The following is a 20,064-nucleotide window of genomic DNA, read 5'->3' on the forward strand; positions in this document are numbered from 1 at the left end:
GTCGCCGGGATATTCCGCTGCGGAGGACGCCGCCTTAGCGTTGTTCCGCCAGCGTTTTGAAGACCTGCGCGACCGCGTGGGCGCCCGGATCCATATTGCCCAGCAGGCTGTCGCTGTTAAGGTACGACGCGCGCCCGGCGTTGGCTTTACTGGCGTGGCAGGTGCGCTCGGCGCCCGCTTCCGCAGCGGCAAACGCCGCCTGTAAATCCGTCGGTGCGACAAGCAGCGACGCCAGCGCCGGCTGCAGCGCATCGATCATCGTGCGATCGCCCTCATCCGCACCGCCGTAAAACTTCATTTGCGCCAGACCGGCGTTTAACGCTTCCGCGACGCCGGCGCCTTGCTCCAGCTTCTGCCCGGCGGCGGTAAAGAAGATCGACATCAGCACGCCGCTGGAACCGCCCATCACCACGGTCAGACGTTCGCCGATCAGGGCCAACAGGGTCGCGAGATCGCCCAACGGCAACTGCTGGCGTTGCAGCAGGTCGGCAATATCGCGCGCGCCAGCGGCAAAGGTGGAGCCGGTATCGCCATCGCCGACTTTGGCATCCAGCGCATTCAGGTGCGCCTCCAGGTCAGACAAGGTACCGGTTATCCGCTTGACATAGCCCGCCACGACGTGATTGTCCGAAGGCTGGAACGCCACGCGGGTGCTGCGCAGCGAAGAGGGCATCACCTCAATGGTTCGTGGCTGCACCGGCGCCTGCCAGCTGGCCGTTTCCACAGCGGAAAGCAGCGCTTTTTCAATGCTCTCCTCCAGTACGATGGCGGTTATCGAGAAACCTTTCATATCCAGCGCCGTCACCAGCGACGCCGGGCCAATCAGCCAGTCGATCCGCTGATGGAGCGACGTGTCGGCCAGCTCACGCGTCAGAATCGCCATTTCCGCAACCGACACGCCGCCGAGGTTGTTCAGCATCACCGCCAGACGGCCGGTTTGTGGCAGGGCGGCGGTCAGTTTCTCCACCATCAGGCGGACAATCTGCGCGCTGTTCTGGGTGGCGATGACCGAGGCGCCGGGTTCGCCATGGATGCCCATGCCCAGCTCTGCCCGATCGGGATGGTGGCGCGGTGCCGTTTCAGCCTCCTGCGGCAGATGGCAACTGGAGAGCGCGAGGCCCAGCGTACGGGTCTTGTCTGCCGCATATCGGGCCTCGCGCAGCACGGTAGCAAGATTGTAGCCACGTTCGGCAAAATAACCGGCCACTTTATGCACCAGGATGGTGCCGGCAATCCCGCGCGGATGCTTGTTATCCGGTAGCGAAATATCGTCGCCGACAATCAGCATTTCGACGTTGTAACCCAGGCGACGGGCTTTCTCGGCGGCGAGGCCAAAGTTAAGGCGATCGCCGGTATAGTTTTTGACGATCAGCAGACAGCCCGCTTCGCCGGTCACCGCCTGAATGGCGGTCAGCACCGCATCAACGCTCGGGGAGGCAAAAATATCGCCGCACACCGCGGCGGTGAGCATCCCTTTACCGATAAACCCAACGTGGGCCGGCTCATGGCCGGAGCCGCCGCCGGAGATGATGGCGACGTTGCTTTTGTTGAGATCGCGACGAACGACCACGCGAATCGCCGGATCGCTCTCCAGACGCGCCAGGTTGTTCCACGGGCTGGCAACGATCGTTCCTTCAATAACATCGTCGACGAGGCGGGTGCGCTGATTAAAAAAGAATTGAGACATAACGGTTCCTGGTGGTTGAGCGAAACACAATCCCCGGAGGCGGAGCCTCCGGCGTGAAGAATGGAGTACAGAGAGTGACGAATGGACAGCTATGTGCGGAGAACGCGTTTTCCGGCGACATCCAGCGTAAGGGATTCACCATCGCCTATCTGCTTCAGGGCCTCTCCCTGCCGACACAGGCAGACGATGCCGGCCTGACGGGCGATGATCGCGCCGTGGGATGCCTCGCTCCCTTCCCGCAGACAAATCCCCTTGACCAGATGAGGATCCAGCTGCAAGACGGTGGAAGGAAAGAGATCGTCGGCGATGATAATCGTCGGCTCATGCACCGCCAGCTGCATTTCGCTGCGGCCTTGCAGATGACGCAAAGTCCGGTGGAGCAGATCGTCGATATCAATATAGCGCGCCTGCAGATAGGCATCGTTCAGCTGGCGGTACTGCTGGCTGAGGTCGGCCAGCACCTGATACCACGCCCACTCCGCATTGCATTGTTCCTGGCGCAGGATATCGCAGGCGGCTTCATAGAGATCCGGGTCGTCGAGCAGCGTGTGATGGCCGGAGAAAATGGCCGCGATATCGGCAGAATAGCGCTCTTCCGCCAGGGAGGTCAGCGCATTGAGATCGTCCAGCGTCTGGCCGATCGCCTGCTGCAGGCGCCGCTGTTCGTTGGCGATGTCGGCGCCGGTTTGCCGGACTGGCCGGAGGGCAGGCAGCGGATAGCGGAGCGCTTTGCCCTGAACACGCGCGGCGACGGGGGCAAAAACCGCTGGCGCGGCGTCCGGCTGCTCGCCAAAGTTCTCCGCTGCCAGCGCCTGAAATGCCGCCAGCGCCGCTTCGGCATCTGGCCCGCGGGCCAGCAGCCTTAATGTATCGTTGCAGCGTACCTGCAACAGGGCAATCTGGTTAATGCTGTCCGGTGAGACGCATTTGCCGCCTTTCTCCAGCACCAGATCGGCATTGAATCCGGATAACGCGGCCACCAGCCGCGATGCCGGACGAACGTGTAAGCCGTTATGGTTTTTAATGACCACCGAGACGGACTCGCCGCTGAGATCGTCGGCCATTGGCGTGGCCTCGGGGCCGTTCTGTGCGAGCGATGGTAACCCCAGCTGTACGCGCTTAGCTTCCAGGGCGTTCATGGCGTCGGCGATCACTTTATCGATATTCGATCCGGTGGCGGCGCTGACCGTTGCCGCCAGCGTGCCTTCGACCAGCGGCGCGGCGCACAGGCGAACCTTCGCCGCGATCGCCGGATCGAGGAGATCCAGCGCGGTTTCCGCGCTGAGCAGGGCGCTGCCGATATCCATCATCACCAGCACGTGGTCGGTATCGGCAACGGATTCAATGGCCTCCATCACCTTAATCGGATCGGTGCCGATCGGGTTTTCAGGATCGTCAATGCCGGCGGCGATCGCCAGCTTGCAGCCGTCGCCAGTTAACATCTGCCGGGCCAGTTCTCCGACACCTTCGCCCAGTCGGGCGCTATGAGAAACAATCACCAGGTTTACCATCGCGTTATCCTTACTCTTTGGCTGAAGCAGCCAGCGCCTGAATCATGAACATCACCGAGGTTGCGCCCGGATCCTGATGCCCGATGCTGCGTTCGCCGAGGTAGCTGGCGCGGCCTTTGCGGGCCTGCATGGTGATGGTAGAACGGGCGGCTTCCTCTGCCTGTATCGCGGCGGCATCCAGCGCATGTTGAACCGACAGGTGCTGTTCGCTGGACTGGCGCAGTGACTCGACGACCGGCAGCCAGACGTCGCACATGGTTTTATCACCGGGTTCCGCTTTCCCCCGGTTGACCACGCCGTCGGCCCCTTCGCGCATCATCTGATACAGCTCGTCGAGGGTCAGACTCTGGTGGGCCTGCGTCACCTGGGCGGCGCGAATAAAGAAGGTGCCGAACAGCGGGCCGCTGGCGCCGCCGACGTTGGAGAGCAGCGTCATTCCGGTGTTCTTAAGAATAAAACCGATGTCTTTATCGGCAATGGACGGCAGTTTTTCCACCACCTTGCTGAAGCCGCGATACATGTTCAGACCGTGGTCGGCATCGCCAATCTCTTTATCCAGGCCGGTCAGAAAATCTTTCTCTTTGGTAAAAATGTCGCCGCAGCGATAGAGCCAGTTAACGATTTGCGTTCTGTTCAGTGACATGTCGTGCTCCTTAATGGCCCCAGTTCAGTGCCGGGGTATGAACGGGGGCGTCCCATAATGCCAGCGTGTCGTCATCGACTTTCAGCAGAGTGAGGGAGAAGCCCACCATATCCAGCGAGGTACAGTAGCTGCCGATGAGGTTGCGTTCGATCGTGATGCCGTTCTCCTCGCAGCGGGTGGCCAGTCGGTTGTATACGCCGTACAGCTCCGACAGCGGGGTGGCGCCAAGGTTATTGACCAGCGCGATGACGCGGTCGCCTTGCTGCAGCGCCTGTTTGCTTTGCGTGACGTCCTGCCAGCGCCCTTTGACGGTGTCCCACTGACGCAGCGTGCGGCTGTAGGTGCCGTTCTCCAGCAAGGTGTCGAACATCTCATCAACGGTGCGGTCGAGAGAGCTGAAGGGGCGACGGTCGATACCCGGCTCGCCGTGGATACCGACGCCGAACTCCATCTCATTATCCTGTAATTCGAATGACGGCTGTCCGGCGGCCGGCACGGTGCAGGCGCCCAGCGCCACACCGATGGAGTGGCCGAGGTTGTTAAGCTTGCGGCCCAGTTCAGCGCAGGCTTCCAGCGAATCGCCGCGTTCGGCCGCCGCGCCGACCAGCTTCTCAACCAGCACGGTGTTGGCGACGCCGCGGCGTCCGGCGGTGTAGAGGCTGTCTTTGACCGCCACGTCGTCATCGATCACCACGGTGGTCACCTTGACGCCGCTTTCGTGCAGCAGCTCGGTGGCGGTTTCGAAATTAAGGATATCCCCGGTGTAGTTTTTGATGATCAGCAGCACGCCTTCGCCGCCGTCGATATTCATCGCGCACTCGAACATTTTATCCGGGGTCGGGGAGGTGAAAATCTCGCCCGGACAGGCGCCGGCAAGCATACCTTTGCCAATATAGCCGCAGTGCATCGGCTCGTGTCCGCTGCCGCCGCCGGAGAGCAGCGCCACTTTCCCGGCCACCGGCGCATCGGCGCGGGTGACATACACCGGGTCCTGATGCAGCGTTAATTCAGGATGGGCTCTGGCGAGGCCAAGCAGTTGTTCACTCAGTACATCTTCGACACGGTTAATCAATTTTTTCATTATTTATGCTCCGTCGGAGTGATGCGATGCGGCCTCTCTACCCACGGAGGCGGTCATCGTGTAGGGGTATCGTCTGGCGTGAAGAACTACCCGGCGACGTTATGATTCTGGCTGAGTTAACGGAAAAAAAAATGTCGCGAAAACGAGTTTCATAACGGAACGTGGTTATTTATTTTTGTTCCGTTATGAAACGTTATCGCCGATGAAAAGAGAAAAATGCGAGCTAAGGCGGTTTTTTCGCCCTGCGTTCCCCCGCTGTCTACGGGGGAGGCGGATCCTTTTTTTATCTGTTTTCTGCTGTCGAGGGGATCAACGTTGGCAGATTAGCCGTTTTTTTTTGTCGCAGGACGGCGAATGGCCGGATCGGGATCGCAATCCCGGCGTTTTCCGGCAATTGATGTTCCAATATGGAACGGTAAAAAATATTCTCTGTTTCATATCAGAACAAAAACGGGAAAAATTTTTTTGTTCACCGCTCGCCCTACAGTGTTTGCATCGCTCCGGTCACGATCCCGTTTCCGCCATGAACCGCAGGCTGAACAGGATGACGCCAGGGCTCATCATGTAAAACATGCACTTATTTGAGGGTGAAAGGAATGCTAAAAGTTATTCAATCTCCGGCCAAATATCTTCAGGGTCCTGACGCATCCACGCTTTTTGGTCAGTATGCCAAAAATCTGGCGGACAGCTTTTTTGTGATTGCCGATGACTTCGTGATGAAGCTGGCGGGGGACAAAGTACTCAATGGCCTGCATAACCACGGTTTAAGCTGCCACGCGGCCCGTTTTAACGGTGAATGCAGCCACGCGGAGATCAACCGCCTGATTGCCATTCTGCAGCAGCACGGCTGCCGCGGCGTGGTAGGGATTGGCGGCGGGAAGACGCTCGATACCGCTAAAGCCATTGGCTTCTACCAGAAGCTGCCGGTGGTGGTGATCCCGACGATTGCCTCTACCGATGCGCCAACCAGCGCGCTGTCGGTTATCTACACCGAAGCCGGTGAGTTTGAAGAGTATCTGATCTATCCGAAAAACCCGGATATGGTGGTCATGGATACGGCAATTATTGCCAAAGCGCCGGTGCGCCTGCTGGTGGCCGGGATGGGCGATGCGCTCTCGACCTGGTTTGAAGCGAAGGCCTGTTTTGATGCCAGAGCGACCAGTATGGCCGGCGGACAGTCCACGGCGGCGGCGTTGAGCCTGGCTCGCCTGTGCTATGATACGCTGCTGGCCGAAGGCGAAAAAGCGCGCCTGGCAGCGCAGGCTGGCGTGGTGACGGATGCGCTGGAGCGCATTGTCGAAGCCAATACCTACCTCAGCGGAATTGGGTTTGAAAGCAGCGGGCTGGCCGCGGCGCACGCCATTCATAACGGCTTCACTATTCTGGAAGAGTGCCATCATCTGTACCACGGCGAAAAAGTGGCGTTTGGCACTCTGGCGCAGCTGGTGCTGCAAAACAGCCCGATGGAAGAGATTGAAACGGTGCTGGGCTTCTGCCAGAAAGTCGGTCTGCCGGTGACCCTGGCGCAAATGGGCGTCAAAGAGGGCATTGAAGGTAAAATTCAGGCGGTCGCGAAAGCGACCTGCGCGGAAGGCGAAACGATCCATAACATGCCATTCCCGGTGACGGCAGACAGCGTTTACGCCGCGATCCTGACGGCCGATTTGCTCGGTCAGCAGTGGCTGGCGCGTTAACGTCTCGCTGACCTGCTTTTTGCAGGGTGAAGCGTATTCTCCCCTCCGACAGTCTCTGCCGGAGGGGTTATCTATTTTAAACAGCGGAAAAGGAAATGGCGGCGCAGACTCAGGACTCCGGAAAAACAGTATCTTCCGTTATCAGTCAGTCGTGGCAGCGTTGCAGCCGGTTTATGCCGAGGGAGACCTGGCAGGCGCCGCATCAGGCGCAGGGGCTGACCTTCGAATCGATCTGCCGGCGTAAAACCGCGCTGCTGACCATCGGCCAGGCGGCGCTGGAAGATGCCTGGGAGTTTATGGATAGCCGACCCTGCGCGTTGTTTATCCTCGATGAGTCCGCCTGTATCCTCAGCCGCTGCGGCGAACCGCAGACGCTGGCGCAGCTCGCGGAACTCGGTTTTCTTGACGGCAGCTACTGCGCGGAAAGCATTATCGGCAGCTGCGCGCTCTCGCTGGCCTCGATGCTGGGGCAACCGGTGAAAACCACCGGCGAGCAACACTTTAAACAGGCGCTGCACGGGTGGTCATTTAGCTCCACGCCGGTGTTTGATAACCACGGTCGCCTGTTTGGCTCCATCTCGCTGTGCTGTTTGATCGAACAGCAGGCCTCCTCTGATTTGTCTCTGACGCTGGCTATCGCCCGGGAAGTGGGCAACTCGCTGTTGACCGACAGCCTGCTGGCCGAATCTAACCGTCATCTCAACCAGATGTATGGCCTGCTGGAGAGCATGGATGATGGCGTGATGGCGTGGAATGAGCAGGGGGTATTGCAGTTTCTTAATGTCCAGGCCGCGACGCTCCTGCATCTTGATGCCCAGACCAGCCAGGGGAAAAATATTAACGAACTGGTGACGCTGCCGGCGCTGCTGCGCCGGGCCATTAAGCACGCGCGCGCGCTGAACCATGCGGAAGTGACGTTTGAGAGCCAGCATCAGTTTATCGATGCCGTCATTACCCTCAAGCCCATCGTCGAAGAGCAGGGCAATAGCTTTATTTTACTGCTGCACCCGGTGGAGCAGATGCGCCAGCTGATGACCAGCCAGTTAGGCAAAGTGAGCCACACTTTTGCGCAGATGTCCTCGGACGATCCGGAAACGCGACGGCTGATTCATTTTGGCCGTCAGGCGGCGCGGGGCGGTTTTCCGGTCCTGCTCTGTGGGGAAGAAGGGGTGGGTAAGGAGCTGGTCGCCCAGGCCATTCATAATGAAAGCGAACGGGCGGGCGGGCCTTATATTTCCGTCAACTGTCAGCTGTATGCCGACAGCGCGCTGGGCCAGGATTTTATGGGTAGCGCGCCTACCGATGACGAAAACGGGCGCCTGAGCCGCCTGGAACTGGCCAGCGGCGGCACCCTGTTTCTGGAAAAAATAGAGTACCTGGCGCCGGAGCTGCAGTCCGCGCTGCTGCAGGTGATTAAACAGGGGGTATTAACCCGCCTCGATGCCCGGCGCCTGATTCCGGTGGACGTTAAGGTGATTGCCACCACCACCGTTGATCTGGCTAATCTGGTGGAGCAGAACCGCTTTAGTCGCCAGCTCTATTACGCGCTGCATTCGTTTGAGATCGTCATTCCGCCGCTGAGGTCACGGCGCAACAGCATTCCCTCGCTGGTACACAACCGCCTGCGTAGCCTGGAGAAACGCTTTTCATCGCGCCTGAAAGTGGACGACGATGCCCTGGCGCAGCTGGTGAACTACTCCTGGCCGGGTAATGATTTTGAGTTAAACAGCATTATTGAAAATATCGCCATCAGCAGCGATAACGGCCATATCCGCCTGAGCAACCTGCCGGAATATCTCTTCTCCGAGCGGCCGGGCAGCGATACCGCCTCGCCCCTGCTACCTGCCAGCCTGACCTTCAGCGCTATTGAAAAAGAGGCCATTATCCATGCCGCCCGCGTCACCAGTGGCCGGGTGCAGGAGATGTCCCATCTGCTCAACATCGGGCGCACGACGCTGTGGCGCAAAATGAAGCAGTACGATATCGACGCCAGCCAGTTTAAGCGCAAAAATCACGACTAGTTGTCTGCACTCTCCGCGATTTGGGGGCGCAATTGCTGTTTTTCGCGATCTAAGCGGCGATTTGCTGTCGGTCGCGGATGACGGGGCGGTTTATACGGGCTGCACCGGACTTATCGGGCAGAAAAACGCCATGCAAACGTTTGACTGAGGTCTGAATCAAAGAAAGGCAACGATCTCTTTGATATCCCCGCAGACTTGGGTCCATATTATAAACATGTTCATCACGTGGTTAATTTTAAGGATAAGAGCATGCCAACAGCGATAGATAAAGCGTTAGATTTTATTGGTGGAATGAACACATCGGCGTCGGCTCCGCATTCAATGGATGAAAGTACGGCTAAGGGCATTTTAAAATATCTCCATGAGTTAGGCGTTCCGGCCAGCGCCGAAGACGTGATCGTGCGAGGCGAGCGGGAGGGATGGAATTCCGGGTTCACCCATAAAGTGGCCGGATGGGCGGAGAAAATCGCCGCTGGCAACCGTATCGTGATTAAAAATCCAGAGTACTTCTCCTCCTATATGCGGGAGCAGCTCCGGGAGCTGGTGTAAGCGGCTCGTTTTTAAAAAATGATTCTGAAGATGGTATCCTGCAGGATGGTATAAAAAAGGAGCAACGTTGCTAACGTCGCTCCTTATATTTTCCGCTAATGAATATTCAGGATAATTTGAAATTTCCGCGCTAAGCAATGTATTTTCCGCTGGCTGAATAAGAGACTGGCGCTCTGGCGTATTTAGCATGGCAGGAAATTCTGAACCTGTCTGGCGCTCAATAACACTATCTTGTTTATCGTCCCTTATCGGTTCTTTTCCTTTCCTTCCCGACTGAACATGCTGCTGCCTTTTTCACTTTGTACTGAGTGCCCCGTGAGCGCCTCAGCATTCTGACTGTTTTAGCAACTCAGCGATGAGACTTCTTTAACGCTTCGATTCAACGCTGATTTTCATCAGCTTCAGGTTTATCGGTGGCGATTCAGTTCTTCCTGATTAGCGAGCGAGCCCGACGGCTTTCGCCTGTGCCTGGAAGCGTTTGAGTTGCTGCTCGATTTCTTCCACAGAAATACCCGTTTCAATCGCGGTAGAACTGGCAACGGTGCGGAACAGCTGCGTTTTCGTGATCTTAGGGGAGGATGTTTTTTGCGTCGTGATCATTATCTCGTTAGTTATGCCGTGATTCTAGTTCTATTGAGCGATGCCAGCAAGGCTGCGGCAATTTTCTCTGGGCTTTCAGTTTGTGGGCAAATGCTATAAATAGACAAGTATCTGACTCAAAAATGCGTCCGTCGTGTATTTCACATCCGATGAAAGTGGACATTGTGATAAAAGCCAGTCACGGCAGTTTTGGGTTAGCATACCAGGTGAATTGCTGGAGCAACTGATGGCTATCTGAAACGAAAGTGTTCTGGTGAACCTTCAGGGTAAAAACCGAGATTGAAGTCTGAAGCTAAAACGGGACCTGGTCCAAATGCAATGCAAACAAAAAGGACTTAGATAATTTCTTATCTAAGTCCTTGTTTTATTTGGTGGCCCCTGCTGGACTTGAACCAGCGACCAAGCGATTATGAGTCGCCTGCTCTAACCACTGAGCTAAGGGGCCGTGGCGAGGGATTATAAAGTAACTGGCAGACGCAATCCAGCGCAAAACGCACGGCTGCTGTTTTTATAAACAATGCATTTTCAATCCTTTATAATCGCCTTTTAGGTATTGAGCGGGTGGAAAGATGATTAACGATATTCTGGCGCCGGACCTGCGGGTGGTCTTCTGCGGCATCAATCCGGGGAAGTCCTCTGCCCATACTGGTTTTCATTTCGCGCATCCGGGTAATCGCTTCTGGAAGGTGATTTACCAGGCCGGTTTTACCGACCGTCTGCTGAAGCCTGAAGAGGAGCTGCAGCTGCTCGATACGCGCTGCGGGATCACTATGCTGGTGGAACGCCCGACGGTTCAGGCCAGCGAAGTCGCCCTGCAGGAGCTACGCAGCGGCGGCCGGGAGCTGGTGCTGAAAATTGAACAGTATCAGCCGCGGGCGCTGGCGATTCTCGGTAAACAGGCCTTTGAGAAAGCGTTTCAGGTACGCGGTGCGCGTTGGGGCAAGCAGCAGGTGACCATCGGCGATACGGAAGTGTGGGTGCTGCCCAACCCCAGCGGACTGAACCGGGCGACGCTGGATAAGCTAGTGGAGGCGTATCGTGAACTGGATGATGCGCTGGCATCGCGAGGTCGATAGCCTGCGGCGGGGACCGGCGCTGGCTCTCTCTGACGGCAACAGAGTGAATGGAAGACAAAAAAAAGCTCCCCGCAGGGAGCTTTTTTATTTCCGACAACGATTAATCGTCGAGGAAGCTACGCAGCACTTCAGAACGGCTCGGGTGACGCAGCTTGCGCAGCGCCTTCGCTTCGATCTGACGGATACGTTCGCGGGTAACGTCGAACTGTTTACCGACTTCTTCCAGCGTGTGGTCAGTATTCATATCGATACCGAAACGCATACGCAGGACCTTCGCTTCACGAGCGGTCAGGCCTGCCAGCACGTCGTGAGTGGCGGCACGCAGGCTTTCTGTGGTCGCGGAGTCCAGCGGCAGCTCGAGGGTGGTATCCTCGATGAAATCACCCAGATGCGAATCTTCATCGTCGCCGATCGGCGTTTCCATGGAGATTGGCTCTTTGGCAATTTTCAGCACTTTACGAATTTTATCTTCCGGCATCAGCATACGTTCAGCCAGCTCTTCCGGCGTCGGCTCGCGACCCATTTCCTGCAGCATCTGGCGGGAGATACGGTTGAGCTTGTTGATGGTCTCAATCATATGCACCGGAATACGGATGGTGCGCGCCTGATCCGCGATAGAGCGGGTGATGGCCTGACGGATCCACCAGGTTGCATAGGTGGAGAACTTGTAGCCGCGACGATATTCGAACTTATCAACCGCTTTCATCAGACCAATGTTACCTTCCTGAATCAGATCCAGGAACTGCAGGCCACGGTTGGTGTATTTCTTGGCGATAGAGATAACCAGACGTAAGTTCGCTTCAACCATCTCTTTCTTCGCACGGCGGGCTTTCGCTTCACCGATGGACATACGACGGTTGATATCTTTAACCTGCTCGATGGTCAGGCCGGTCTCTTCTTCAATCTGCTGCAGCTTCTGCAGGCCGCGCTGAACGTCTTCTTTGACGTCGTGCAGTTTTTCAGACCACGGCTTGTTCATGGCGATCGCAGCGTTGAACCAGGTCTCGCTGGTTTCATTGCCGGTGAACAGGGTGATGAAGTTCTTCTTCGGCATTTTGCACTGTTCGACGCACAGTTTCATGATGATACGTTCCTGAGTACGGACGCGATCCATCATGCTACGCATGCTGCCGACCAGGTAATCGAACTGTTTCGGTACCAGGCGGAACTGTTTGAACACCTCAGACAGCTTGAGAATTTCTTCCTGGGCTGCGGCGTGGCTACGACCTTTCGCTTTGATGGTATCGCGGGTCAGCTCGTACTGCGTGCGCAGTTCAGCGAATTTCTCGCGCGCCAGCTCAGGATCGATGCTGTTGTCGTCATCGCTGCTGTCGTCGTCGTCGTCTTCATCTTCGTCTTCGTCGTCATCCATCTCTTCCTGAGAGAGTTCAGAACCGACGTGTGTCGCGGTTGGCGCCAGGTCTTCTTCGGCGTTAGGATCGACGAAACCGGTGATCAGGTCAGACAGGCGCGCTTCTTCAGCTTCGACGCGGTCGTACTGCTCCAGCAGATAGGTAATGGCTTCCGGATATTCAGCAACGGAGCACTGAACCTGGTTGATCCCATCTTCAATACGTTTGGCGATGTCGATTTCGCCTTCACGCGTCAGCAGTTCTACGGTACCCATTTCGCGCATGTACATGCGCACCGGATCGGTTGTACGTCCGATTTCAGATTCAACACTGGACAACACCTGTGCAGCAGCTTCTTCTGCATCTTCGTCGGTGTTGTTGCTGTTTTCAGCCAGCAGCAGATCATCGGCATCCGGTGCTTCTTCCATCACCTGAATGCCCATGTCATTGATCATTTGGATGATGTCTTCGATCTGATCGGAGTCGACGATATCTTCCGGCAGATGGTCATTGACCTCGGCATAGGTCAGATAGCCTTGCTCCTTACCACGTTGGACAAGAAGCTTCAGCTGTGACTGCGGGTTTTGCTCCATAAGACGGTATCCACACTTAATTCGTTTGATTGGTGTCGACAGACAAACTGCCAACATTTAAAGCGAGGGCGTACTTATATTATTGCCGCTGCGCCTCAGCGCGGCTGTCGGGGGCTTCCCGAACGATATTCGGCACTTAAGCCGTGCAATTCATTTTTTTGCCAGCTCCTGACTGATGGTCCAGAGTTCCCGGCGTTCTTCACTGCTTAAACCGTGCGTGCGGTCGCGAGCTATCAACTCTTCTTGCCGCAGTTCCAGCAGTGAATCAAACATATGGTTGAGCGCGTCGGTGAAGGTTTTTTCCGCGATATCTTTATCTGCTATATCGTCCCACATCGACAGTTTTTCAAGGGTTGCGGCCTCATTTGTACCGCGATACTGCTCTAAAAGTTGCCCGGTGGTCAGACCTGGCTGAGACAAACAGGTTTTGACCAGTTCGCTGAACAGGCCAAGCCCGGGCATTTTGCGCTGATCCAGGCCCTCTAAAGGCGGAACCAGCGGCGCCAAATCCGGGTTTTGCACCAGCAGTCCTATCAGTATACGCATGGTCGTGCGTTTTAGCTGCGGCGCGGGGCGTGGCGCTCCACTTTCTGTCTGTTTTGGCATTAAACGTTCAAGCTGAGCGTCATCTAAAATCCCCAGCTTGTTGCCCAGCTCCTGACGCAAATAAATGCGCAGCGTTTCACCCGGTACCTGGGTGATGAGCGGCAGCGCTAAGGTACTGAGCTGCGCGCGCCCGTCCGGGGTGCTCAAGTCGACCTGCGGCAGCAGGCTGTTGAACAAAAACGTGGAGAGCGGCTGAGCCTGCTCCATCCGCGCTTCAAACGCCGCTTTACCCTCTTTACGCACCAGCGTATCCGGGTCTTCGCCGTCGGGCAGAAACATAAAGCGTAGCTGACGACCATCGGTCATGTACGGCAGCGCCGTTTCCAGCGCGCGCCAGGCGGCATCGCGGCCAGCCCGGTCGCCGTCGTAACAGCAGATGACCTGGTTGGTCGCCCGGAACAAAAGCTGAATATGGTCGGCGGTGGTCGAGGTCCCCAGCGACGCGACGGCGTAGTTTATGTCGTACTGCGCCAGTGCCACGACGTCCATATAGCCTTCGACAACCAGCAAACGCGGTGGTTCGGCGTTATCCTGCTGCGCTTCATACAGGCCGTACAGCTGACGACCTTTATGGAAAATATCGGTTTCCGGAGAGTTAAGGTATTTCGGCAGGGCATCGCCCAGCACGCGACCACCAAAACCAATCACCCGGCCTCGCTTATCGCGGATAGGGAACATCACCCGTTCGCGGAAGCGGTCGTAACTGCGCCCCTTATCGTTCGTCACCAGCATGCCGGCATCGATAAGCGACTGGCGGTTTTCTTGATTGCCGCCAAAACGTTTTAAGACGTTATCCCAACCGGGTGGGGCGTAGCCAATCGCGAAGCGCGCAATGACCTCGCTGCTTAAGCCACGTTTTGCCAGATACTGGCGCGCAGGGTCGGCGGCGGGTTGCATCAGAGACTGTTGATAAAACGCATTCAGACCGTCCATCAATTGATAGAGACTTTGCCGCTGATGGCGCTCTATTTGACTCGGTCCGTTGCCTGCTTCATATGGCACTTCGAGGTTGTGCATGGCGGCCAGCTCTTCGACCGTCTCCACGAACTCGAGTTTGTCGTAGTTCATCAGGAAGTCGACAGCGTTGCCGTGCGCACCGCAACCAAAGCAGTGATAAAACTGTTTTTCACCGTTGACGGTAAAAGAGGGGGTTTTTTCGTTATGGAATGGACAGCACGCGTGGTAGTTCTTGCCCTGCTTTTTGAGCTTTACCCGCGCGTCGATCAGATCGACGATGTCGGTGCGCGCCAGCAGATCATTGATAAATACGCGTGGGATTCGTCCAGCCATAGGCCCCGTAAACTATACACACGATCACCAGACGGCCTCAGCGTGGGCTGAACACGTTCTTTCATGATGCGGTGTATCTGCTAATGCATAAACGAAAATAAGCCGCGCATTCCTTCCGGAAGCACGGCCTTACAACAACAACTCAGTCTGAATTGAGGGCTTTGGCCCTCAACAGATTAGTACAGACGAGTGCGGCGTGCGTTTTCGCGAGCCAGTTTCTTCGCGTGACGTTTCACTGCAGAAGCTTTAGCGCGCTTACGTTCGGTAGTCGGTTTTTCATAGAACTCACGACGACGAACTTCCGCCAGAACACCTGCTTTCTCACAGGAACGCTTGAAGCGACGCAGAGCTACGTCGAACGGCTCGTTTTCACGTACTTTAATTACCGGCATGTGCCTCTCACCTTTGATTAATTCGGTTTGCTGCTGGCATCAACGCCAGCTTATTTCAAAATGGTGCGGAATTTTACTGCAATTGCTGCTGCTTTGTAAAGCACCGCTGCCTTTTTTGAAAGGACTTTTATAAGGGTGAGGAGTATACACGAGGGTTGTTCCTGGGGCGAACAAAGTTTTATCTTCGCCGCCTGCAGGCCTTTCTGACGCTGCATGGCGGGCAACGTGCCGCCGGGCGGGTTTTCGCGCCGCGCCGGTTGCCTCGCTGCGCCAACCAGGCACGCTGAGGGTATACATCAACCCGCATTGGTCCTAAACTGCGCGGTATTAGAGCGAGGTAAAACAAGACATGCGTGTACTGGGTATTGAAACATCCTGCGATGAAACCGGCATCGCCATTTATGACGACGAAAAAGGCCTGCTAGCCAATCAATTGTATAGTCAGGTGAAATTACATGCTGACTACGGCGGCGTGGTGCCCGAGCTGGCTTCGCGCGACCACGTGCGTAAAACCGTACCGCTGATTCAGGCGGCGTTGAAAGAGGCCGGGCTGACGGCAAAAGAGATCGATGCTGTAGCCTATACCGCAGGTCCCGGCCTGGTTGGCGCGCTGCTGGTCGGCGCAACGGTAGGGCGTTCGCTGGCCTTTGCCTGGAACGTGCCGGCGGTTCCGGTGCATCATATGGAAGGGCATCTGCTGGCGCCGATGCTGGAAGATAATCCCCCCGCATTCCCGTTTGTGGCGCTGCTGGTCTCTGGCGGCCATACCCAGCTGATTAGCGTAACCGGTATTGGTCAGTACGAGCTGCTCGGCGAGTCTATCGATGATGCGGCCGGGGAGGCGTTCGATAAAACCGCTAAGCTGCTGGGGCTCGATTATCCCGGCGGCCCGATGCTGTCTAAGATGGCGGCTCAGGGCAAAGAAGGGCGGTTTGTTTTCCCCCGTCCGATGACTGACCGTCCCGGTCTGGATTTCAGCTTCTCCGGCCTGAAAACCTTTGCGGCTAACACTATTCGCAATAACGATGACGACGAGCAGACCCGTGCAGATATCGCCCGTGCGTTTGAAGATGCGGTGGTGGATACGCTGATGATTAAGTGTCGTCGCGCGCTGGAGCAGACCGGCTTTAAACGCCTGGTGATGGCCGGCGGCGTGAGCGCCAACCGCACGCTGCGCGCGAAGCTGGCGGAGATGATGGCAAAGCGCGGCGGCGAAGTGTTCTATGCGCGCCCGGAGTTCTGCACCGATAACGGCGCGATGATCGCCTATGCCGGGATGGTTCGCCTGCGTACCGGCGCTAAACCGGATCTCGGCGTGACCGTCCGTCCGCGCTGGCCGCTTGCTGAACTGCCGGCGGCGTAATCTGCATCACAGGCCGACATTCCGTCGGCCTGCCTTTCTGCTTTACTCCATACTTTTACACAGCGAGCAAATCGCGCCCTGATGTTTGTGCGAGTGCATGACGTCCGGACGTTCGTACTCTTCTTCGCAGCTGACGCACTGGTAAACGGTGATGGACGCATTGCCCTGCGCGTCGTAGCGCGGCTCGCTAATCCCGTCATCATACTGCTTGATGTAGTAGCGCCCGCCGGTGAGGATACCCATCAGCGGCGTCATCACCAGCGCCACGACCAGCGCAATCAGCGGCGAGAATGGCGCCAGCGTGGCACCGAGCAGGCCGAAGAAGGCGCAGATCGACAGGCCGGCCGCCAGAGCAAACGAAACCACCCCCACCGGGTTAACGTTGTAGATCATCCCGCGACGATATTCTGGCTGCGCCGGGGCGAGCCTGAGCAGACCTTTGTTGACGGTGATATCGGTGGCAACCACCACGACCCAGGCAATGGCAAAGTTAGAATAGAAACCAAGAATCCACGACAGCGCGCTGAACATATCGCCCTCCATCAGCGCCAGCGCGATGGCGAGGTTGACGATGACGAAGATAATCCGCCCCGGATAGCGTTTGGTGGTGCGCGTCCAGGCGCTGGTCCACGCCAGCGAGCCAGAATAGGCGTTGGTGACGTTGATTTTAATCTGTGAAATGACCACCAGCACCACGGCCAGGGTTAACGCCAGCCAGCCGGGTACCAGGTTATCAAAGACGCTGACGAACTGCTGTACCGGCTCGGTGTTGTGCACTGCCGGGAAGCGGGTCAGCAGATAAAAGCCGAGGAAGGCGCCGATGATCTGTTTTATCGCGCCTAATACCACCCAGCCAGGGCCTGCGGAAAAGACCGCCAGCCACCAGCTTTTGCTATTTTCCGCCGTTTTGGGCGGCATAAAGCGCAGGTAATCGATCTGCTCGCCGATCTGCATAATCAGCGACAGACAGACGCCGGCGCCGAGCATAATGGCAGTTAAATCGACCTGCGCCGCGTTATTCTTGCCGGCGAAGTTCATAAAGCCGTCCACCAACGCCGGGTCTTTGGCAATCAGCCAGGCCACCGGCACCACCATCAGCACCAGCCACAGCGGCGTGGTCCACACCTGCAGGCGGGTCAGGGCTTTCATACCGTAAACGACCAGCGGCAGCACCATCAGGGTGGCGATGAGATAGCCCATCCACAGCGGGATCCCTAATCCAACCAGCAGCCCCTGGGCCATAATCGAGCCTTCAAGGGCGAAGAAGATAAAGGTGAAGCCTGCGAAGATAATGCTGGTGATGACCGAGCCAAAATAGCCGAATCCGGCGCTGCGGGTGATTAAGTCGAGATCGATGTTATAGCGGGCGGCGGTAATCGCCAGCGGGATCCCGGTGAGGAAGATCACCAGCGCCGCCAGCAGGATGGCGTAAATCGCGTTGGTGGTGCCCCATGCCATGCCGATGCTGGCGCCGATGGAGAAGTCCGCCAGATAGGCGATGCCGCCCAGCGCGGTCACGGCGACGACGCCAGGCCCCCAGCGGCGGAAGCTCAGCGGAGCATAGCGGAGTGTATAGTCTTCCAGGGTTTCTCTGGAGCCTGATGGCCCGGTCTGGGCAGGTAACTCAGTTTTGATATCCAGTGATGACATAGTCATTCCTTAATGGTCAGGTATGACTGTAATTAGCAAACCTTATGCCACTTCGTAGAGCAGGCGCCGCAGGGGGCTGTGGGGGAGGGGGGGATAAAAAGAGGGCGTCGAATGCACCATCCGGGCGCGGGCGCGTCCGGATGGTGCAGGAACGTTTTAGCGCAGCATACCTTTGTCGACAAGGAAGGCGATGATGTTGTTCAGGCCATCGCCGCTTTTCAGGTTGGTAAAGGTCCACGGGCGCTCGCCGCGCATACGCATCGTATCGCGCTCCATCACCTCCAGCGACGCGCCCACATACGGTGCAAGGTCGGTTTTGTTGATCACCAGGAAGTCCGACTTCGTGATCCCCGGCCCCCCTTTGCGCGGGATCTTTTCCCCTTCCGCAACGTCAATGACGTAGATGGTCAGATCCGCCAGCTCCGGACTGAAGGTGGCGCTCAGGTTATCGCCGCCGCTTTCCACAAAGATCAGATCGAGGTTGCCGAATTTTTCGCTCAGCGCTTCTACCGCCGCCAGGTTCATCGACGCGTCTTCGCGGATCGCGGTATGCGGACATCCGCCGGTTTCGACGCCGACGATGCGCTCCGGCGCCAGCGCGCCCGCTTCGGTGAGAATACGCTGATCTTCTTTGGTGTAGATGTCGTTGGTGACGACGGCTAACTGCCAGCTGTCACGCATGGCTTTACACAGCGCTTCCAGCAGGGCCGTTTTCCCGGAACCGACCGGGCCGCCGACGCCGACGCGCAGCGGGTGTTTGTAGTTATGCATACTCTCTCCTAGGAACGGAATAATCGGGAATACTGAGTTTCATGCCGGGCGGAAGCAATGGCGGCCAGCGGCGTGGAGGAACCTATCGCGCTATCCGGCGCCGCAAGGGCGCAGGCCATATCCGCCGCGTAGCGATCGCACAGGCGTAAAATCAGCTGCTGGGCCGCCTGCTGGCCGAAGGGAACCAGCTTAACGCCCGCCATGACCGCGCTTTCGATCCAGCTGTAGCCAAGGCTCAGCGCCAGGTCGGGAAGTGCGATTTGCCAACGCACGCCGAGCCACGCCATGCCGGCGAGCTGGCTTTGCCGGCACAAACCGCGCCACGCCGGCGGGCAGTCCGGCTGCCAGTCGGCCAGCAGGCGGGCAAATGCCGTGCCGCGATTACGCTCTTCTTCACGCAGTTCGCGGGTCTCACGGCAGGCGAGCAGCCAGGCGGTCCAGCGCTGTGCTGACGGCAGATCGTCGTTTTCGCATGCCCGATACAGCCGGGCGAACAGAGGAAGATCGACGGTAAAAAAGCTCTGTTCCATCTGCTGCTGCTGCCAGCGTTCAAAAGCGGCGGCATCGGGTACCCAGCCTGCTTCGACTGCCCATTCCAGACCTTGCGACCAGCTATAGCCGCCGACCGGCAGGTTGCTGCTGGCCAGCTGCATCAACCGCAGGCGTTTTTCCGGCGTTGGCATTTAGTGACTGTGCTCGTGATGATGATGATCGTGGCCATGATCGTGACTATGACCGTGGCTGTGGCCGTGGCTTTCGCTGGCGTAGGCGCCGGCTTCCGGTTCAAACGGCAGATGCGCGAAAGTGACCTCCAGGCCGAACTGGCGCAGCATATCGTCCAGCACATGATCGTGGTGATAGCGCAGCTCTCCGGGCATGATTTGCAGCGGAACGTGGCGGTTGCCGAGGTGATAGCAGGCTTTCGCCAGGGTGAACGGATCGTCGCAATGCACCACGGACACGCCTTCATCTGCGGCGATAATTTGCACAAACTCGCTGCCGTCTTCATTGCTGAGCACATCCCCGCCGCGTAGCAGCAGGCCGCGCGGCAACAACAAACCGGCTTCGCGACCGTCGTTGAGGGTGACTTTGATACGACTTTTCACCCGCACATCGATCGGCAGCGTAAGGCTGGCGGTCAGTTTGCCAGGTGAATCCACTCGTTGGGTCAGATAGAGCATCCGG

Annotated in this window: 17 protein-coding genes and 1 tRNA gene; 5 read left to right on the forward strand and 13 right to left on the reverse strand. The window is 57.4% G+C overall.

Annotated elements, in window-relative coordinates:
• Positions 1-34: 34 nt before the first annotated feature.
• From DSD31_RS03350 to dhaK, 4 genes are all read right to left on the reverse strand, one after another.
• Positions 35-1,687 (reverse strand): glycerone kinase, encoded by a 1,653-nt coding sequence (locus DSD31_RS03350; protein WP_015585692.1) that lies wholly within the window; start codon positions 1,685-1,687, stop codon positions 35-37.
• 89 nt (positions 1,688-1,776) lie between these two features.
• Positions 1,777-3,198 (reverse strand): dihydroxyacetone kinase phosphoryl donor subunit DhaM, encoded by a 1,422-nt coding sequence (gene dhaM, locus DSD31_RS03355; RefSeq protein WP_113990828.1) that lies wholly within the window; start codon positions 3,196-3,198, stop codon positions 1,777-1,779.
• A gap of 10 nt (positions 3,199-3,208) precedes the next feature.
• Positions 3,209-3,841, reverse strand: coding sequence for a dihydroxyacetone kinase subunit DhaL (gene dhaL / locus DSD31_RS03360; RefSeq protein ID WP_004867854.1), 633 nt, complete (start codon positions 3,839-3,841; stop codon positions 3,209-3,211).
• Between the two features lie 10 nt (positions 3,842-3,851).
• Entirely contained in the window at positions 3,852-4,922 is a 1,071-nt protein-coding gene (dhaK, locus tag DSD31_RS03365; protein ID WP_004867852.1) for a dihydroxyacetone kinase subunit DhaK, read from the reverse strand.
• Positions 4,923-5,518: 596 nt separating this feature from the next.
• On the opposite strand from dhaK, the gene DSD31_RS03370 reads away from it, so the two are divergent.
• The 3 genes from DSD31_RS03370 to DSD31_RS03380 all read left to right on the forward strand — a co-directional run bounded on the left by DSD31_RS03370 (position 5,519) and on the right by DSD31_RS03380 (position 9,186).
• Positions 5,519-6,616, forward strand: a complete 1,098-nt coding sequence (locus DSD31_RS03370; RefSeq protein WP_004867850.1) for a glycerol dehydrogenase — start codon at positions 5,519-5,521, stop codon at positions 6,614-6,616.
• Positions 6,617-6,711: 95 nt separating this feature from the next.
• Entirely contained in the window at positions 6,712-8,637 is a 1,926-nt protein-coding gene (gene dhaR / locus DSD31_RS03375) for a dihydroxyacetone kinase operon transcriptional regulator DhaR (RefSeq protein ID WP_113990829.1), read from the forward strand.
• A 225-nt stretch (positions 8,638-8,862) separates the two neighbouring features.
• A complete protein-coding gene (locus DSD31_RS03380; RefSeq protein ID WP_071824665.1) occupies positions 8,863-9,186 on the forward strand; it encodes a DUF1889 family protein in 324 nt (107 codons plus the stop codon).
• A 435-nt stretch (positions 9,187-9,621) separates the two neighbouring features.
• On the opposite strand, the gene DSD31_RS26300 is transcribed toward DSD31_RS03380, so the two are convergent.
• Together DSD31_RS26300 and DSD31_RS03385 are read right to left on the reverse strand one after the other, a co-directional pair.
• Positions 9,622-9,786, reverse strand: coding sequence for a hypothetical protein (locus tag DSD31_RS26300; RefSeq protein WP_088883620.1), 165 nt, complete (start codon positions 9,784-9,786; stop codon positions 9,622-9,624).
• 369 nt (positions 9,787-10,155) lie between these two features.
• A tRNA-Ile gene (locus DSD31_RS03385) sits at positions 10,156-10,231 on the reverse strand.
• 124 nt (positions 10,232-10,355) lie between these two features.
• On the opposite strand from DSD31_RS03385, the gene mug reads away from it, so the two are divergent.
• Positions 10,356-10,862, forward strand: a complete 507-nt coding sequence (gene mug / locus DSD31_RS03390; RefSeq protein WP_004867844.1) for a G/U mismatch-specific DNA glycosylase — start codon at positions 10,356-10,358, stop codon at positions 10,860-10,862.
• Between the two features lie 100 nt (positions 10,863-10,962).
• On the opposite strand, the gene rpoD is transcribed toward mug, so the two are convergent.
• From rpoD to rpsU, 3 genes are all read right to left on the reverse strand, one after another.
• A complete protein-coding gene (gene rpoD, locus DSD31_RS03395; protein ID WP_004867842.1) occupies positions 10,963-12,807 on the reverse strand; it encodes an RNA polymerase sigma factor RpoD in 1,845 nt (614 codons plus the stop codon).
• A gap of 150 nt (positions 12,808-12,957) precedes the next feature.
• Positions 12,958-14,703 carry a DNA primase gene (gene dnaG, locus DSD31_RS03400; protein ID WP_004867839.1) on the reverse strand — a complete coding sequence of 582 codons (1,746 nt, stop codon included), beginning with the start codon at positions 14,701-14,703 and terminating at the stop codon, positions 12,958-12,960.
• A gap of 176 nt (positions 14,704-14,879) precedes the next feature.
• A complete protein-coding gene (rpsU, locus tag DSD31_RS03405; protein WP_001144069.1) occupies positions 14,880-15,095 on the reverse strand; it encodes a 30S ribosomal protein S21 in 216 nt (71 codons plus the stop codon).
• A gap of 349 nt (positions 15,096-15,444) precedes the next feature.
• On the opposite strand from rpsU, the gene tsaD reads away from it, so the two are divergent.
• Entirely contained in the window at positions 15,445-16,458 is a 1,014-nt protein-coding gene (tsaD, locus tag DSD31_RS03410; protein WP_004867835.1) for a tRNA (adenosine(37)-N6)-threonylcarbamoyltransferase complex transferase subunit TsaD, read from the forward strand.
• A 42-nt stretch (positions 16,459-16,500) separates the two neighbouring features.
• Here the strand turns inward: tsaD and DSD31_RS03415 are convergent, their stop codons facing one another.
• From DSD31_RS03415 to ureE, 4 genes are all read right to left on the reverse strand, one after another.
• Positions 16,501-18,108 (reverse strand): purine-cytosine permease family protein, encoded by a 1,608-nt coding sequence (locus DSD31_RS03415; protein ID WP_015585696.1) that lies wholly within the window; start codon positions 18,106-18,108, stop codon positions 16,501-16,503.
• Positions 18,109-18,264: 156 nt separating this feature from the next.
• The gene (gene ureG, locus DSD31_RS03420) at positions 18,265-18,879 is read right to left on the reverse strand and encodes an urease accessory protein UreG (protein ID WP_004867829.1); all 615 of its coding nucleotides are present in this window, start codon (positions 18,877-18,879) and stop codon (positions 18,265-18,267) included.
• A gap of 8 nt (positions 18,880-18,887) precedes the next feature.
• Positions 18,888-19,562: an urease accessory protein UreF gene (locus tag DSD31_RS03425; RefSeq protein WP_004867827.1), complete on the reverse strand. Its 675-nt coding sequence runs from the start codon at positions 19,560-19,562 to the stop codon at positions 18,888-18,890.
• Positions 19,563-20,060 carry an urease accessory protein UreE gene (gene ureE / locus DSD31_RS03430; protein WP_004867824.1) on the reverse strand — a complete coding sequence of 166 codons (498 nt, stop codon included), beginning with the start codon at positions 20,058-20,060 and terminating at the stop codon, positions 19,563-19,565. It lies immediately after the preceding gene.
• Positions 20,061-20,064: the final 4 nt, after the last annotated feature.

It is taken from the genome of Klebsiella sp. X13, from assembly GCF_003323835.1.
In the GTDB taxonomy this organism is placed as follows: Bacteria; Pseudomonadota; Gammaproteobacteria; order Enterobacterales; family Enterobacteriaceae; genus Klebsiella; species Klebsiella ornithinolytica.